Source organism: Microbacterium azadirachtae, assembly GCF_000956545.1.
In the GTDB taxonomy this organism is placed as follows: Bacteria; Actinomycetota; Actinomycetes; order Actinomycetales; family Microbacteriaceae; genus Microbacterium; species Microbacterium azadirachtae.
On sequence record NZ_JYIT01000081.1, the window covers coordinates 60,875 to 77,115 of the forward strand.

16 protein-coding genes are annotated in these 16,241 nt (G+C 73.6%); 7 read left to right on the forward strand and 9 right to left on the reverse strand.

Annotated elements, in window-relative coordinates; all coding sequences use genetic code 11:
• Positions 1 to 7 precede the first annotated feature (7 nt).
• From RL72_RS12520 to RL72_RS12530, 3 genes are read right to left on the reverse strand one after another with little or no spacing between them, the layout of a single operon-like run.
• The gene (locus RL72_RS12520) at positions 8 to 1,078 is read right to left on the reverse strand and encodes a CPBP family intramembrane glutamic endopeptidase (protein WP_082072369.1); all 1,071 of its coding nucleotides are present in this window, start codon (positions 1,076 to 1,078) and stop codon (positions 8 to 10) included.
• On the reverse strand, positions 1,075 to 2,139 hold the full coding sequence (locus tag RL72_RS12525) for a DUF1648 domain-containing protein (protein WP_045251181.1): 1,065 nt from the start codon (positions 2,137 to 2,139) through the stop codon (positions 1,075 to 1,077). Before RL72_RS12525 ends, RL72_RS12520 begins: the two co-directional genes overlap by 4 nt.
• 4 nt (positions 2,140 to 2,143) lie before the next feature.
• Positions 2,144 to 2,554, reverse strand: coding sequence for a GntR family transcriptional regulator (locus RL72_RS12530; protein WP_045251182.1), 411 nt, complete (start codon positions 2,552 to 2,554; stop codon positions 2,144 to 2,146).
• 155 nt (positions 2,555 to 2,709) lie between these two features.
• Between RL72_RS12530 and RL72_RS12535 the strand changes: the two genes are divergently transcribed.
• Entirely contained in the window at positions 2,710 to 3,180 is a 471-nt protein-coding gene (locus RL72_RS12535; RefSeq protein WP_045251183.1) for a DUF4442 domain-containing protein, read from the forward strand.
• Here RL72_RS12535 and RL72_RS12540 read toward each other — a convergent pair.
• Positions 3,161 to 4,162, reverse strand: a complete 1,002-nt coding sequence (locus RL72_RS12540) for a LacI family DNA-binding transcriptional regulator (protein ID WP_045251184.1) — start codon at positions 4,160 to 4,162, stop codon at positions 3,161 to 3,163. The two genes, RL72_RS12535 and RL72_RS12540, sit on opposite strands and share 20 nt — an antisense overlap.
• Positions 4,163 to 4,235: 73 nt before the next feature.
• Between RL72_RS12540 and RL72_RS12545 the strand changes: the two genes are divergently transcribed.
• From RL72_RS12545 to RL72_RS12565, 5 genes are read left to right on the forward strand one after another with little or no spacing between them, the layout of a single operon-like run.
• Positions 4,236 to 5,237 carry an alpha/beta hydrolase gene (locus RL72_RS12545; protein ID WP_045251185.1) on the forward strand — a complete coding sequence of 334 codons (1,002 nt, stop codon included), beginning with the start codon at positions 4,236 to 4,238 and terminating at the stop codon, positions 5,235 to 5,237.
• A complete protein-coding gene (locus RL72_RS12550; RefSeq protein ID WP_052674388.1) occupies positions 5,234 to 6,238 on the forward strand; it encodes an alpha/beta hydrolase fold domain-containing protein in 1,005 nt (334 codons plus the stop codon). Before RL72_RS12545 ends, RL72_RS12550 begins: the two co-directional genes overlap by 4 nt.
• Positions 6,238 to 7,530, forward strand: a complete 1,293-nt coding sequence (locus RL72_RS12555; protein ID WP_045251186.1) for an MFS transporter — start codon at positions 6,238 to 6,240, stop codon at positions 7,528 to 7,530. Before RL72_RS12550 ends, RL72_RS12555 begins: the two co-directional genes overlap by 1 nt.
• Positions 7,527 to 9,191, forward strand: a complete 1,665-nt coding sequence (locus RL72_RS12560) for a CocE/NonD family hydrolase (RefSeq protein ID WP_052674389.1) — start codon at positions 7,527 to 7,529, stop codon at positions 9,189 to 9,191. Before RL72_RS12555 ends, RL72_RS12560 begins: the two co-directional genes overlap by 4 nt.
• Before the next feature lie 4 nt (positions 9,192 to 9,195).
• Positions 9,196 to 10,461 (forward strand): APC family permease, encoded by a 1,266-nt coding sequence (locus RL72_RS12565; protein WP_045251187.1) that lies wholly within the window; start codon positions 9,196 to 9,198, stop codon positions 10,459 to 10,461.
• On the opposite strand, the gene RL72_RS12570 is transcribed toward RL72_RS12565, so the two are convergent.
• Positions 10,415 to 11,203 (reverse strand): helix-turn-helix domain-containing protein, encoded by a 789-nt coding sequence (locus RL72_RS12570; RefSeq protein ID WP_045251188.1) that lies wholly within the window; start codon positions 11,201 to 11,203, stop codon positions 10,415 to 10,417. The genes RL72_RS12565 and RL72_RS12570 overlap by 47 nt on opposite strands.
• A 110-nt stretch (positions 11,204 to 11,313) precedes the next feature.
• Here RL72_RS12570 and RL72_RS12575 point away from each other — a divergent pair, with 110 nt between their 5' ends.
• Positions 11,314 to 11,838 carry a VOC family protein gene (locus RL72_RS12575; RefSeq protein ID WP_045251189.1) on the forward strand — a complete coding sequence of 175 codons (525 nt, stop codon included), beginning with the start codon at positions 11,314 to 11,316 and terminating at the stop codon, positions 11,836 to 11,838.
• Between the two features lie 2 nt (positions 11,839 to 11,840).
• On the opposite strand, the gene RL72_RS12580 is transcribed toward RL72_RS12575, so the two are convergent.
• From RL72_RS12580 to nhaA, 4 genes are all read right to left on the reverse strand, one after another.
• Positions 11,841 to 12,821 carry an SGNH/GDSL hydrolase family protein gene (locus tag RL72_RS12580; protein WP_082072370.1) on the reverse strand — a complete coding sequence of 327 codons (981 nt, stop codon included), beginning with the start codon at positions 12,819 to 12,821 and terminating at the stop codon, positions 11,841 to 11,843.
• A gap of 70 nt (positions 12,822 to 12,891) precedes the next feature.
• Positions 12,892 to 14,175: a histidine--tRNA ligase gene (locus tag RL72_RS12585; RefSeq protein WP_045251190.1), complete on the reverse strand. Its 1,284-nt coding sequence runs from the start codon at positions 14,173 to 14,175 to the stop codon at positions 12,892 to 12,894.
• 118 nt (positions 14,176 to 14,293) lie between these two features.
• Complete coding sequence (locus tag RL72_RS12590) at positions 14,294 to 14,968, reverse strand: MazG family protein (RefSeq protein WP_248700471.1); 675 nt, start codon at positions 14,966 to 14,968, stop codon at positions 14,294 to 14,296.
• Between the two features lie 49 nt (positions 14,969 to 15,017).
• Positions 15,018 to 16,241, reverse strand: coding sequence for a Na+/H+ antiporter NhaA (gene nhaA, locus RL72_RS12595; protein WP_045251192.1), 1,224 nt, complete (start codon positions 16,239 to 16,241; stop codon positions 15,018 to 15,020).

Genomic DNA, 16,241 nt, shown 5'->3' on the forward strand with positions numbered 1-16,241 from the left:
GCCGGGATCAAGTGCCCGTCGGCGTCGACGGCTCCCCGGATCCGCCCCGGGTCGGAGGAGCCGGCGCGGAGGGATCTGCTCCGACCGGCGGCAGGGTCGACGGCAGCGTGCGCGGACGGTCCGCGGCGAGCGCCGGCTGCCGGCGGAACTGGCCGGTGGCGATCAGCACGACGATCACGACCGCGCCGACGATCCAGCCGGCCACGCCGAGAGGAAGGACGAGGGCCGGATCCGGATCCGATCCCGCCGCGTAGAACCAGAGGTACATCGCCGCCGAGGCGTTGAAGGCGCCGTGCGCGAACACCGCGGGCCAGATCGACGCGGAGCGCAGCCGCAGCCAGCCGAAGAGCACCCCCAGCACGACGCAGCCACCGGTCATCAGCAGCACTCCGCCCAGGTCGGCGCGGCCGAAGTTGTAGCCCAGCAGGATGATCGGCGCGTGCCACAGCCCCCAGATCGCACCGCTGACGAGCAGGGCGGGCCAGGTGCCCCAGCGGCGCAGGGCGGGGACGAGGAATCCTCGCCAGCCGAGCTCCTCCCCGAAGGCGGCGACGGCGTTGACCGTCGCGCCGGCGACGGGGATGCTCGCCGCCTGCGCGGCGATGAGCACGCCGGCCGGCGGCAGCGGCGTGCCCGCGGGCACCTTCGCCGCGAGCAGCTCGGCGAATCCGGAGAAGCCGACGAGATCCACCCTCAGCCACCCCCACAGGACCGCCACCGCCGTCGAGGCCAGCACCAGCAGCGGCGGCACCAGCAGTCCGATCACCGACATCCCCACCACGCGCCGCACCGGGCGCAGCGGCCACAGTCCGAGGAACCGCAGCCGTGCGCCGCGCGGGATCGGCCGCAGCACGACGAGCACCAGGAGCACGGCGATCGCCGGGGTGTACATCATCACCGACATCAGCGGCACGGCGTACGGCTCGCGCAGCCCGGCGCCGAGCCACAGGGGCAGCACCACCAGCCAGGCGAGGCCGAAGGCCAGCACCAGGTAGGTGAGGACCGCGCCCGCGCCGATCCGCGGTGCTTCCGCCGCCGGAGCGGCCGTGCCGGCATCCGGGTTCCTGTTCTCGGTCATGCGGCGCCTCCCTCGGGATCGGCCGGCGCCTGCGCGCTGTCCAGATAGGCCTGCAGGACCGCCGCGCCGACGGCCGCGCCGTCGACCGTGACCACGAGCGGACGCCTGTCGCGGCGCTCGACCTCGATCGCAGGCCCCTTGCGCAGCACGATGCCGGTGCGCCCGTCGAGGCCGAGCCGCCAGCCGAAGCCGCCGAACTCGCCGAACGGGTTGCACTCGACCGCGCGCACCGAGACGACGTCGGCGAGCGGCACGTGCACGCGCGGAAACCCGATCATCGAGCGCACCAGGAGCCCGTCCGGCCCCACGCGCACCCGGAAGGACGCGGAGCTCGCGAAGGCCACGCCGACCAGCAGCAGCGTCAGCGCCGGGATCCACATCCGATCGGTGAACCGGATCGCCATCACGGCGGTGACGCCGACGATGACCACGATGAGCAGCGAGACGAGGATCACGGCGGCGCGGGACATGCTCGCCGTCGCCAGCCACACCACCCGCTGGCCCCGCCCGATGGCGTCGACGTGCACCGGCTGCAGGGGCGCGGCCGGCGCGGGCCGGACGTGCGGCTGCACCAACCAGCCGAGGCCGATCAGGGCGACGAACACGGCGAAAGCGGCGACCATCTGCCCGCCGATGTCGGAGACGTGAGAGGCGTCGGCGACGCCTCGCTGCAGGCTCACCCCGCTGAGGGCCACGACGGCGCTGAGCCCCGAGATCCCGAGAGCCATCGCCGCGAGGAGCCGCGCGGCGCCGCCCCAGTGGTCGCGCACGCCCAGCAGCGTGCCGACCGTCATCACCGCGGGCAGCACGAAGCCGAGCAGGACCGCCATCCACGCGAACGTCTCGGGAGGCCCGAAGCCGTCGGCACCGGACGGCCCCCAGTGCGTGACCGCGGGAGACGGCAGTTCGGGCAGCCACGACAGGACGAGCCCGAGCACCACTGCGGAGAGGACGAGCGGCACCGCCACCCCGACGATCAGCGCGATCAGCCGGGCGCGACGCAGCTCCTGCGGCGGGATGGCCGTCACGTGCTGCGCCGTGGAATCCGTGCGGTCGTTCATGATGTCACCTTTCCTGCCCGGCATCCGGGCCGTCGACAGCCCCGGGACCTCGTCGATCCCCTGTCGCGGACTCGTGCGCGGCGATCAGGGCGGCGAGCGTCGCCGGTGTGACGCCGAGGGCGGCGCCGCGGCGGACGAGGACCGCGATGTCCTCTCCGATCTCCGCGAGCGGGGCGGCCGCAGCCGCGAGCACGGCCCCCCTGCCCCGGCGCAGATCCACCAGCCCCTCGTCGCGCAGGTCCTGATAGGCCCGCAGCACGGTGTGCACGTTCACGTCGATCGCCGAGGCCAGCTCGCGCGCGGCGGGCAGCCGGTCTCCGGGGCGCAGACGTCCCGCCAGCACCTCCGCGCGCACCGAGGCCGCGATCTGCTCGAACAGCGGACGTGCGCTGTCGGTGTCGATCCGGATCAGCATCGCGCACCTCCCGTCGTGATTCACCTGCACGATTATTCTAGGACAACTAGATCAATTGTGGAAGGGATCCCGTCGATTCCCGCATCGGCGGGAGCAATTGTGGAAGGGATCCCGTCGATTGCCGATCCGGGCGCGACAGCGGCGACACTGGGCGCATGCGCATCACTCCCCGCCGCCTCGCCGTCGGCATGAGTCTGTGGATCCCCAACCTCTTCAGCGGCATCCGCGTCCGCCGGTTCAGCGCCGACTGGACGCACGCCACCGTCGAGCTGCACGTGAACGTCTTCACCCGCAACTACGTGAAGACCGCCTTCGGCGGATCCATGCAGGCCATGACGGATCCGTACTTCTTCATGCTCGTCATGCACCAGCTCGGCCGCGACTACGTCGTGTGGGACACCCGCGGCGAGATCGAGTTCCTCAAGCCCGGCCGCGGCGTGCTCACCGCGCAGTTCGACGTGCCGACGCACCGGGTCGACGACATCCGCGCCCGTGCCGAAGGCGGCGCGAAGGTGCTCGAGTGGTTCGAGACCGAGATCACCGATCGCTCGGGCGACGTCGTGGCGCGCGTGCGCCGCGAGGTCTACGTCCGGGAGAAGAAGCGGGTCACCGCCGCCCGGGTGTGACCCCGCGCAGGCTCGAGGCCCGCTCGACCAACGTCGGCGCGAGGCGCACAGTGTCCCGTGAGCCCGACGTGCCCGCGACCAGGCCGAGCGCGAGCTCCAGCGCCGTGCGACCGCTCTCCTCGAACGGCTGCCGCACGGTGGTCAGGCCGAGCCCCTCGGCCAGCTCGCCGTCGTCGTAGCCGATCACGGGCAGTCTCTCGCTCTCCGGTCGGGAGCGCTGCAGCTCGAGGACGGCGGCCGCGAACCGGTCGTGATTCGCGACGACGGCGGTGGCCCCGGCATCGCGCGCGGCCTGCAGCACCCGCTGGTCGATCTCGGCCGGCCCGTCCACCGCCGTCGGCACCACCGAGACGTGCCGCTGCAGCCCCTCGATGCGCAGCATCCCGGCTGACACATAGGCCGGCGAGCGCTGCGGCTCGTGCACGAACAGCGCCGTGCGGTGCCCGAGCTCGACGAGGTGGCGGCCGATCTGCTCGCCTCCGTCCCGATCGTCGACCAGGACGACGGGGCCGCCGACGGCGCCCTTCGCCGGCACGACGTCCACGTAGACGACAGGGATCCTCGCCGCCCTGCTCGCGCGACGGGCGGCGCCTCCGAGAGGCACGCCCATGACGATGAGCCCCGACGCGTCGGTGCGCGCCGGCAGCACGTCCAGCAGCGGCTCGTCGGCCGCGGCCGCCGAATCCAGGTCGTAGGGGATGATGTCCACCGCGACGTCGCGCGCCCGCCGCAGCATCCCCGAGAGCCGGCGCAGGTAGGAGGGGTAGCTCGTGAAGGGGGCGGCGACCGCGATCCGGGATGCGCCGATACGGCGCCCCTGCGTCATCCGGTAGCCGAGAGCGGTGGCGGCCGCGACGATCCGCTCGCGCGTCTCCGGGCGCACCCGGTGCGGCGCGCTCACCGCCAGCGAGACCGTCGAGATGCTCACCCCGGCACGCGCGGCGACGTCGTAGATCGTGACCCTTCCTGGACGTGCGCGCATCGCTCGGATCCCCTCTTCATCGAAGTTCTTCGATTGCCCAGACTAGTCCGCAGCCCGTCGAAGGAGATGACCGATGCCGAGAGGCTCCCGCTACCGCCGCCCGATGCTCGACCGCGCCGTCGCGGCGCATGAGGCGCAGACCGCCGCCCTTCTCGCGCCCGAGCCGAAGGATCCTGCGGGGCGGCGCCGCGTCGCCGGCGAGAACGACACCGCGGTCAGCGCGGCCCTGGGAGTCTCGCCCCTTCACACCGCCACCGCCGAGCACACCGTGCCCGTCGCCGGCCATCCGGACGTGCGGGTGCGCGTCTACTGGCCCGGCCCCGAACCGGCCCCGCGGGACGCGGGACTCCCGATCCTCGTGTACTTCTACGGCGGAGGCTTCACGATCGCCGGCATCGACTGGGTCTCGTGGGATGCGCGGTTCCGCGAGCGCGCGCGGGACGCCGGGATCATCATCGTCGCCGCGGACTACGCACACGCGCCCGAGCAGCGCTTCCCCACCCAGCCGGAGCAGTGCTGGAGCGCCTGGGAATGGACGCATGCCCGCGCGGAGGAGCTGGGCGGATCCCGCGACCGGCTCGCCGTGGGCGGCGCGTCCTCCGGGGGCGACCTGGCCGCGGCGGTGACGCTCATGAACCGCGACCGCGCCGCGCATCCGATCGCCCTGCAGCTGCTGGAGAACCCGGCGCTCGACCTCACCATCGGGCACGCCGACGCGCGCGGCGTCAGCGCGAGGATGCCCGGCGTCATCGTGCGCAAGGCCGGCCGGATGCTGGTGCGGCAGTACGTCGGCGACGACACGAAGGCGGCCCGAAACCCGTACGCCTCGCCGCTGCTCGCCGACTCCCACGCCGGCCTCCCTCCGGCGCTCATCATCACCTCCGAGCTGGATCCCCTCCGCGGCGACGGCGAGGCGTACGCCAGGGCGCTCTCCGACGCCGGAGTCGATGTCACGGCCGTGCGGTTCATCGGTCAGACGCACGGGTCCCTCGGTGCGACCGGCTTCGTCACGGCCGCCGACGTCGCCCACCGCCTGATCGTGACCGAGCTGCGCCGGCTGCGGGCGGACTCATGAGCACCGCCGACACGCTCGCACTCGACGCGCCGGTGCGGGCCTGGCTCCGCCGGATCGGGGAGATCGTCGTCGATCTGCCGGACTACGACTCGCCCGATCCCGCCGCGCATCGTCGGGCGGCCAGGATCCTGAGCGATCGGCTGGCCGTCGAGTTCACGGATCCGACTCCCCCGGGCGTGGAGGCCGAGGAGCTGCGGCTCACCGGCGCCGCCGGATCTCTCCGCGCCCGGCGGTTCCGCCCTGCGGGCTCGTCCGGCCCTCTCCCGACCATGCTGTGGCTGCACGGCGGAGGCTGGATCGCGGGCACGATCGACGAGGTCCTCAACGAGAGCACCACGGCGGACCGCGCCCTGCGCTCCGCGGTGCAGATCGTGTCGCTCGAGTACCGCCTCGCGCCGGAGCACCCCTTCCCCGCCCCCGTCGACGACGCCGTCGCGGCCCTCGCCGACCTGCGCGCGCGGGCGGGCGAGCTGGGCATCGACCCGGACCGCCTCGGCATCGGAGGCAACTCCGCCGGAGCCACGATCGCGGCCTCCGCCGCCCTCCGGGAGAGGGATGCCGGCCGCCTGCTGCACCATCAGGCGCTCGAGGTGCTGCCCGCCACCCTGCGCCCTCTCGACGGCCTGTCCGAGCAGCGACGCCGCACCTCCGGCATGGACGGCGCCGAACTGCTCGCCGGCCTCTACCGCGCGGGCGCCCCGCTCGCGGAGTGCTCACCGCTCGACGCCGCCGATCATCGAGGCCTCGCTCCGGCGCTCATCCTCGCCGCCGAGTTCGATCCGCTGCGCGACGGCGCCGTCGCCTACGCCCGCGCCCTGCAGGACGCGGACGTGCCCGTGATCCTCCGCATCGGCGCGGGTCACGTGCACGGCTCCCCGGGACTCACCGCCTGGCAGGGCGCCCGCGACTGGCGCGACGTGTTCGTCGGCGAGCTCGCCGCCGCCTACGCATCCGGACCCCCGCACCCGCACCCAGCCACCGACCCGAGAGGGAGACGATGATGTCCACCCATGCCGCAGATCCCGTGATCCCCCTGCCGTCCGCACCCGGCGACGACGGCGTGCCCGGCGAGCGCCAGACCCGGTGGTTCTGGATCGCGTTCGTCCTCACCTGGCTCGCGACCGGCATCGCCCAGGGCGTGGCGGGCGTCGCCGTGCCGCAGCTCCTCAAGGAGTGGGATCCCGACCAGGCGACGGGCAACCTCAGCATCGTGCTCACGGCGGGCGGCGCGGCGATCCTCGTCACCACGCCGATCTTCGGGCGTCTCAGCGACCGGTCGCTCTCGCGTCTCGGCATCCGCCGCCCGTGGATCGCGGCGGGCGTGCTCATCGCCGCGATCGGCTATCTCCTGCAGGCGTTCGCCCCCTCCCTCCTCGTACTCGGAGCGGGCGTCGTGCTCGTGCTGATCGGATGGGGAGCGGTGTCGATGACGATCCACACCCTCTTCGCGGATCAGATCCGCCGCCGCATCCGCGCGATCATGTCCGCCGTCACAGGCGCCGCGTCGACCATCGGCATCTTCGGCGGCGTCGCGCTGGCCGGCGCGGTCGCGGGCACGGGACAGGTCGGAATGTTCCTCATCCCGGGCGGAATCGCCGTCGTGCTCGCACTCACGCTCTTCTTCGCCCTGCGCGACCTGCACCGCACGGTCCCCGCTCCTCCGCTCGACTGGCGCGGGGTGCTCGAGACGTTCTGGCTGAGTCCGCGCCGCTACCCCGACTTCGCGTGGGCCTGGATCTGCCGCTTCTTCATGACCGCCTCGATCGTGTCCGTGACGAGCTACCTCTACCTCACGATCTCCAGCCGCTTCGGCATCGATGACCCGGCGCGGATCGCCGGCATCCAGACCCAGGCCACCGCGGCGTTCACGATCATGAACCTCGTGCTGGCGTTCGTCTTCGGCGTCATCTCCGACCGCACCGGGCGGCGCAAGCCGACCGTGGTGATCGGAGCGCTCACGAGCGCGGTCGGACTCGTCGTCGCCGTCGCGGTCGGCGACATCACCTTCTTCCTGATCGGGATCGGCATCGTCGGCGCCGGGCAGGGCGCCTACATCGCCGCCGACGTCGCGCTCATGACCGAGTGCCTGCCCTCGACCGAGGACGCCGGCAAGGACCTCGGCATCGTGGCGCTCGCCTACCTGCTCCCGGGCATCCTGGTGCCGGTGTTCGCCTTCTTCGTGACGCGCATCGGCTCGCCCACGGGGGAGAACTTCGTGGCGCTCTACGCGGGTGCGGTCGTGATGGCGCTGTTCGCGGCCTTCGCCGTCACCCGGGTCAAGGCCGTGCGATGAGCAGGGACGATCGGCTCCCCTGGACGGCGCGCGCCGAATACCGCCGGCTGCGCTCCGCTCCCGGCATGCCGCCGCAGACCCACAGGGGCGTGCGCCGGACCTCCGGCATCGCGGTGCCCGCGGACGACGGCGTCGCGCTGCTCACCGACCACTGGGCGGCCGAGGACGCGGGCCCGCACACGGTGCTCATCCGCACGCCCTACGACCGGAACGGCGTCGCCGCCGTGGCGCGCTTCCTCGCCGAACGCGGGCATCATGTGGTGGTGCAGAGCTGCCGGGGCACCTTCGGCTCCGGCGGCGACTTCCGGCCTCTGCACGACGAGGCCGCCGACGGGCAGGCGACGCTGCGGTGGCTGCGCGCACAGCCGTGGGCGACGGGTCTCGTGCATTCCTGGGGCGGCAGCTACTTCGGGGTGACGCAGTGGGCGTACTGCGACGGCGCGCTCCGGCCCGACGCGATGGGCATCGCGGTGTCGGCGCGGCGCTTCGACGAGGCGATCCTCTACCTCGGACGCGGCTTCTCGATCGACACGCCGCTCGCGTGGGCGTACGCGCTCGGCGTGCAGGAGCGCCGGCTGCCGGCGCGTCTGTGGAGGCTGCTGCGCGCACGCGGGGCCCTCGCACGGGGAGCGCGGACGGTGCCGCCGTCCGAGGCCGTGCCCGCGGCGCTGGGCGACGACCCGCAGTTCTTCCGCGACTGGGTCGAGCACAGCGATCCCGGCGATCCCTGGTGGGATCCGCTGCACTTCGCCTCCGATCCCGCAGCGGTGCCGCCTGTCACGCTGATGGCGGGGTGGCAGGACCTCTTCCTCGTCGGCCAGCTGCAGGACCACGCCGCGCTGCAGGGCGCCGGGGTGCGGACGCGCCTGATCGTGGGCGACTGGATCCACGGGGCTCCCGAGATCACGGTGATCGGCGTGCGGGAGGCGCTGCAGGCCCTCGAGGGCGAGCCCGAGGCCGCCCCGGTGCGCGTCGAGATCAGCGGGGGCGGCGGCTGGCGGGATCTGGCCGCCTGGCCGCCGCCGAGCACTCCGCATCCGTGGGAGCTGACCGCGGACGGCCGTCTCGTCGCGCCGGGGACCGCCCACGCGGAGGGCGCGCTCACGTCGCGCTACGACCCCGCCGATCCCACTCCCGATGCCGGCGGCCGAACGCTCAACCCGTTCAGCGCCGGGCGCCGCGATCAGCGCCGTCGCGAGAGCCGCGAGGACGTGCTGCTGTTCACGGGCGAGCCGCTCCCGGATCCGCTGCTGGTCATGGGCTCGGCGGAGATCGGACTCACGCTCGCCTCCACGAATCCCCGGGTCGATGTCTTCGTGCGCCTGTGCGAAGTGGACGCGCGGGGGATCTCCCGCACCGTCACCGACGGCTATCTGCGGCTCTCCCCGGAGGCCGCGCCCGGCGAGCCGCGCTCGGTCCGGGTCGTGCTCGCACCGATCGCGCACCGCTTCGCCCCGGGCAGCCGCCTCCGCGTGCAGGTGTCGTGGGGCGCGCACCCCCTGCACCTGCGCAATCCGGGCACGGCGGATCCGGTGCGCGACCACTCGCGCCTGGTGGCCAGCACGCAGACGCTCCTCCTCGGCGGTGCGACGCCCGCGGTGCTCTCGCTGCCCGTTCCGACGGACGCGGCACCCGCCGCTCACCCGGGCGTGCCACGATGACGGGATGCCCCTCGCCCGCCGACTGACCCTCGCCGACGCCGTCGCGATCGGCCTCGGATCCATGATCGGCGCCGGCGTCTTCACCGTCTGGGGCCCGGCGCTCGGAGCCGCCGGATCCGGCGTGTTCGTCGCGCTGCTGCTGGCCGGGATCGTGGCGTTCTGCAACGCGACCTCCTCGGCGCGCCTCGCCGCCGCGCACCCCGTCTCGGGAGGCGCCTACGCCTACGGTCGTGCCGAGCTGGGGCCGTGGTGGGGCTTCATCGCCGGGTGGTGCTTCGTGATCGGCAAGCTCGCCAGCTGCGCGGCGATGGCCATGACGGTCGCCGCCTACGTCGCACCGCCCGCGTGGCAGAGGCCGGTCGCGATCGGCGTGGTCGCTCTGCTCACCGCGGTCACCTGCTTCGGCGTCACGCGCACCGCGCGCCTCACCCAGGCGCTCGTGGCGGTGACGCTGCTGGGCCTCGCCGTCGTGCTCGCCGCGGCGGGCACGGCGCTGTCGTCCTCCTCACCCGTTCCGCTCCCGGACGGCACCGCATACGGCGTCCTGCAGGCCGCGGGCCTGCTCTTCTTCGCGTTCGCCGGCTACGCGCGCATCGCGACCATGGGCGAGGAGGTGCGGGATCCGGCGCGCACGATCCCGCGCGCCATCGGGATCGCGCTCTCGGCCGTGCTGATCGTGTACATCGTCGTCGGTGCGGCCGTCGTGCTGACCCTGGGCGGCGCGGCGACGACCACGACCGCACCGCTCGTCGGCGTCGTCGAGGCCGCCGGATGGTCCCCCGCAGCGCCCGCGATCCGGGTCGCCGCAGCGGCCGCAGCGACCGGCGCGCTGCTGGCCCTGCTGTCGGGGATCGGGCGCACCTCGCTCGCGATGGCGAGGGAGCGCGATCTTCCCCCGGCCCTGGCCGAGATCGACCGCCGCCACCACGTCCCGCGCCGCGCGCAGCTGGCGGCGGGGATCGTCGTCGTGGCGGTGGTCGCCGTGTCCGATCTGCGCGGCGCGATCGGCTTCTCCTCCTTCGGCGTGCTGCTGTACTACCTGGTCGCGAACCTCAGCGCGTTCGCGCGCTCGCGCAACGCGCTCCGTGAGACGCGTCGGCGCGTGCCGTGGCTCGTCCCGGTCGCGGGCGCGATCGGCTGCGTCGTCCTCGCGGCGACGCTCCCGCCGCTCTCCGTCCTGATCGGCGCCGCCGTGGTCGCGGTCGGGGTCGCCCTCCGCGCGCTCAGGATCGCCCGGGATCGGCGCCCGCGCGATACGACGACGCCGTGATGCCCAGCACCGCGCGGAAGTCGTTCGCCAGGTGGGCCTGGTCGGCGTAGCCGAGCTCAGCCGCGACGGTGGCCAGATCCGTGTCCGGATCGGTGCGGATCCGCTCGGCGGCCTCCTGCAGCCGGCGACGGCGGATGATGGCAGCCGGCGAGAGCCCGACGTGCCGATGGGCCATCCGCTGCAGGGTGCGCACCGACACGGCCAGCCGGGCCGCCGCCTGCTCGGGGGTGCGCACGGAGGGATCCGACATGAGCAGCCGCGCCATCGCGTTCGCGTGGCGCTGCGGCGCCGTCACCTCGCCCACGCGGTCGCGCAGCCAGGCGCACAGCACCGCGACGGCCCGCTCGCGATGCCCCTCCCCCGGCGCCATCGCGTGGGCGACCGCCTCCGGCAGACCCGGCGCGTCGAACGGCTCGACGCGGTCGAGCAGCGCGATCGTCGTCTCCGTCAGCGCCGCGACGGCGGCCGGCCGCAGCAGCGCGCCGACGGCCCACCCGCGCCCGGTCAGATCCCGGGAGCTCGCCCGCGTCGTGGCGCCGGACAGCACCGTGCCGCTCCCCTCGACCACGACGTTGAGCGCCGGGAACGAGACGAGCTCCTGCCGGGAGGAGCGACCAGGCTCGATGTCCCACTCCGGGATCCAGCACCACTCCACGAGCTCCGCAGCATCGGCCGGCGGCGGCAGCCGATGGAACTGCGGCAGGCGCGCCGGATAGAGCACACCCCGCGTCGGCTCGACCATGCCTCGAGCGTAGGAGACGGCGCCGACATCCGGGCAGCCGCCGGAACGACCGCGCACATGTGGCGCGAATCTCCAAGCGCCGCCGCGCGAGCGCGACCTAGCCTCGAGACATGAACGAAGAAACCCCCACGACAGGCACCACCGGCGTCACCGGCCGGTACACCACGAACGGCCGCCCCAACTCGGCCACCTCCCTCACCCCGTTCCTCGCGATCCCCGACTCCCGCCGTGCGATCGAGTTCTACCGCGACGTCTTCGGCGCCCGCGTGGTCGACATCACGGAGTTCGGCGGGGTCGTCGCGCACGCCGACCTCGACTTCGGTCTGGGCGTGCTGCAGCTCGGCGACCCCAACCCGGAGTACGGGCTGATCGCCGCGCCGGGCGGCGACGCGGACTGCTATTCGATGGGTCTCTACGTCCCCGATGTCGACGCCGTCGTCGAGCACGCGGTCGCCGCCGGGGCGACCGTGCGCGAGGCCCCGTCCACCTTCGTGTCCGGCGACCGCTACGCGAGCATCCGGGATCCGTTCGGCGTGCGCTGGTCGATCATGACGCGCGTCGAGGACCTCTCGGAGTCCGAGAGCGCGGCGCGCGTCGCGGAGTGGGCGGCGTCCTTCGGCGGCTCGGAGAGCTGAGCTCAGCGCGTCGGCGCGCCGAGCGGTTCGGCGGTCACGGAGGTTCGGCGATCCGTCGCGGCCGCCGAACCCTCGGCCAGCGCGTCCTCCGACAGAGACTCCTCGGCTGCCGCGGAGACCGCGGGCAGCAGCGCCTCGGCGGTGCGGCGGTAGCCGAGGGCGCTCGGGTGGAACCGGTCGAGGCTGAACATCTCCTCCGGCTCGTCGAAGAACATCGTCCCGACCGCCCGGCGCAGATCCACCGCCGTCGCGCCGTGCTCGATCGCCGCCTGCGCCTGCGCCGCAGCCAGCCGCCGCGACATCCGCGAGGCGATCGCGCGCAGCGGCTGCGGCACGGGCCGCAGCGCCCCGAGGTCGGGACACGTGCCGACCACGACACCGGCGCCGAGCGCATGCAGCCACCCGATCGCGTCCTCCAGGTGCTGCACCGAGAGGGACACCGGGATCCGGTGCGTCACGTCGTTGCCGCCGACCACGATCACCGCGACGTGGGGCAGATAGTCCGTCTCGAGGGAGGCCAGCTGAGTGTCCAGATCCGTGGACTCGGATCCGACGATCGCCACGGTCCGCAGGCGCACCGGGCGGTGCAGACGGCGGGCGAGCCCCTTCGCGAGCCGTCCGCCCAGGGTGTCCTTGCGCCGCTGGGCGCCCAGACCCGCCGCCAGCGAGTCGCCGAGGAGCAGCAGCTCCACGGGGTCGCCGTCCAGGCGCGGCCGCCACACCCGATCCGCGGGGACCGCGTCCTCGCCGAGCGGCTTCCCGATCCGGCGGCGGGCGATGCGCGCCTGACGTCCGAGGGCGAGACGCACCGCCAGCGCGGTGCCCGCAATCGCGATCCCGGTGGCGCCCAGCACGCCGGCCCACGGGACACCCGGCCACTCGCCGGCGTCCCGCGGACCCCGGTCGCCGGGACGGCCCGGCGGCCGACGGACGGCAGCAGGAAGGCTCGAGGATCGGGTCTGACCGCGGTCGGCAGCGTCCATACGCCGATCAGACCGCATCGACATGAACGGCGCGTGTCCGGCAGCGGACCGACCGGCGACGTGCGTGTCGTCAGGCGAGCGGCTTGACCTCGAGGGCGTCCGACGCGTCGCCCGCGCGCACGGCCGCGAAAGCCGTGTAGCCGTCGGCCGCGGCACGCTCCAGCAGCGCCTTCAGGTTCTTGGTGCGGCGTTCCAGTCGCACGCGCGCCCCGTCGGCGATGAGCGCGGCCTTGTGCGCCACGAGCTCGGCGACGGGAACGTCGGCATCGTGCACGAGCACGACGGCCTGCCCGGCCGCGTCGTCGGCCGACTCGAGCAGATCCACGATCCGCTCGAAGCCGATCGAGAACCCGACCGCCGGCACCTGCTGCCCGAGGAAGCGCCCGATCATGCCGTCGTAGCGCCCGCCCCCGCCCAGCGAGTAGGCGACCGAGGGGTGCGCGAGCTCCATGATCGTGCCCGTGTAGTAGCCCATGCCGCGCACGAGGAACGGGTCGAACTGCAGCGGGATCGGGTCGATGACATGCTCGGTCTCTGCGCCTGTCGACGGGCGGGCCGCGGCGACCGCCTCGCCGAGGCCGACGAGGTGGGCGACGAGCTCGTCGGGCGCGTTCTCGGGCAGCGCCTTCCGGATCTGCTTCTCGCCGTACGGGTTGTACTCGAGGGTCTGCGGGCGGTGGAGGAAGGCCGCGAACGCGTCGACGGCGGAGGCCGTGGCGCCGCGCTCGCGGAGCTCTGCGACGATGCCGTCGGACCCGATCTTGTCGAGCTTGTCGATCGTGATGAGCACGCCGGGGCGCTCGCCCTCCGCGAATCCGAAGGAGTCGAGCATCCAGTCCAGCGCACGGCGGTCGTTCACGCGCACCATGCCGCCGGTGAGGCCGAGCGCATCGATCGTGTCGAGCGAGGCGACGATCAGCTCGGCCTCGGCGCGCGCCGAGTCGTCGCCGATGATGTCGATGTCGCACTGCACGAACTGGCGGTAGCGGCCCTTCTGCGGCCGCTCGGCGCGCCAGACCGGGCCGATCTGGATGGAGCGGAACACCCCGGGGAGCTGACCGCGGTTCGTCGCGTAGAACCGGGCCAGCGGCACGGTCAGGTCGTAGCGGAGCCCGAGGTCGCTGAGGGCGGCGGGATCCTCGGCGGCGGCGCTGATCGCCTCGGCGTCGAGTCCGCGGCGCAGGATGTTGAACGACAGCTTCTCGTTGTCGCCGCCGATCCCGGCGTGCAGCCGGTCGTACTCCTCCACCACGGGCGTCTCGATCTCGTCGAACCCGTGCGCGCGGTAGCGCTCGCGGATGACGGAGAGCACGCGCTCACGACGCGCCTTGTCGGCGGGGAGGAAGTCGCGCATCCCGCGCGGAGGATTGACCGTTGCCACGTGACCATTGTTCCAGGTCCGTCACGCCCGCCTGTGCGGCGTTCGAGGAGCGGTGTCCGCTCCGATCCGCAGCGAACATCGCGCCTCGACGTCAGTTCCCCGCCTCGGCAGCGCGCACCTCGTCCTCCAGGATCCGCACCCGCTCACGCAGCGCGCGCTCGGCGTCCCAGCCGTGCGCGCGGGCCGTCGCGACCAGCTCGAGCAGGCGCTCGCCCAGCGCGGACTCGTCGACCGGCGCGTCATCGAGCGCGGGCGCCGGCGTCGGTCCGACGATCGCGGGCGGCGGCTCCTCCTCCGACGCGGAGGCGTCCGCGGCCGGGGATCCGCTGATCCCGGCACCGACCTTGGCGGCCCGGCCCAGGATCTTCTGCGCGCGGGCGAGCGCGGGCATCCCCGGCGGGATCCCGTCCAGCACGCTGCGGCGCTCGCGCTTCTCCGCCGCCTTCGCGGCGTTCCAGTGCACGAGCACCTCCTCGGGCGTGCGGGCGACCGCATCGCCGAAGACGTGCGGGTGGCGCCGGGTCATCTTCTCGGTGAGCGTGCGGGCGACGTCGTCGATGTCGAACGGGTCGTCCGGATCCTGCGCCGCGATGGCCGCGTGGAAGAGCACCTGCCAGAGCAGGTCTCCGAGCTCTTCGCGCAGCTCCGCACGGTCCTCGCGCTCCACGGCGTCGATGAGCTCGGCCGACTCCTCCACCAGGTACGGCACGAGCTCCCGGTGCGTCATGGCCTGCGACCACACGCACTTCTCACGCACCTGCCGCATGACCTCGGCGGCCGCGCGGAGCGGATCCGGCCGCGACGGAGGCTCGGGTTCAGCGCTCACTCCAGGGCTCCTCTTCCTCGTCGTCCTCGTCCGGCTCGGTCTCTCCCTCGGCATCGCCGGCGGCGCGGTGCGCCCTGGCGCGCCAGGAGACCAGGATCGCGGCGACCACGAGCGCGATGACGGATCCGAGCAGCACCGCGAGGATGGCCTCGTCGCGCACGTCGGGGTGGGCGGCGAACGCGAGGTTCGCCAGCAGCAGCGACACCGTGAAGCCGATGCCGCCGAGCGCGCCTGCCGCGAGCAGGTCCGGGAAGCGGATCGCGGGCGGCGTCCCGGCCGGGCGGATCCGCTGCGCGACCAGGCCGAACAGCGAGATGCCGAGCAGCTTGCCCACGGGCAGGGACACCAGGATCGCGAAGAACGCCGGGGAGAGCGCCGAGACCGGCACCTGCGGGATCACCACGAAGGCGGCGACGAACGCGAACAGCGGCAGCACCAGCCCGTTGACCCAGGGCTCGAGCACGTGGCGCGTGCGATCGGCGGCCCGCGGCGCCATCACGAGCCCCAGCATCACGCCGGCGATCGTCGCGTGCACGCCGGAGGCGGCGAACAGCCCCCAGGCCACGACCCCGACGATCACCATGAGCACGATCAGCACCGGGCGCGACCAGCCGTCGCGCCGCACCAGACGGCTCAGCACCGCGAACACGACCACGGCCACCAGGCCGAGGGCGAGCAGCACCAGATCCAGCCCGTGCGCGAACAGCACCGCGATGAACACGATCCCCACGATGTCGTCGAGGATGGCGAGCGCGAGCAGGAACGCCCGCACGGCCGACGGCAGCCCCCGCCCGAAGACCGCCAGCACGCCCAGGGCGAAGGCGATGTCGGTGGCGGTCGGGATCGGCCAGCCCGTCGCACTCGGACCGCTCCCCGCGATGAGCAGGTAGAGCGCGATCGGGACGAGGATCCCGCCGGCCGCGGCGATCGCGGGCTGGATCGCGGCGCGGACGCTGTTCAGCTCGCCGCGCGTGAGCTCGTACTGCAGTTCGAGCGCGACGACGAAGAAGAAGATCGCGAGCACGCCGTCGGAGACCCAGTGCGCGATCGAGAGATCCAGGCCCGTGCCGGGCACGGCCAGGTGCGCGTCGAGGATCCCGGCGACGGCGTCGTGCGCAGGCAGGTTGGCCAGCAGCAGACCGAGCCCTGCGGCCGCGAGCAGCAGGATCGCGGGGAACTGGGCGGATCTCAGAAGGCGGCTCGGACGACTCAT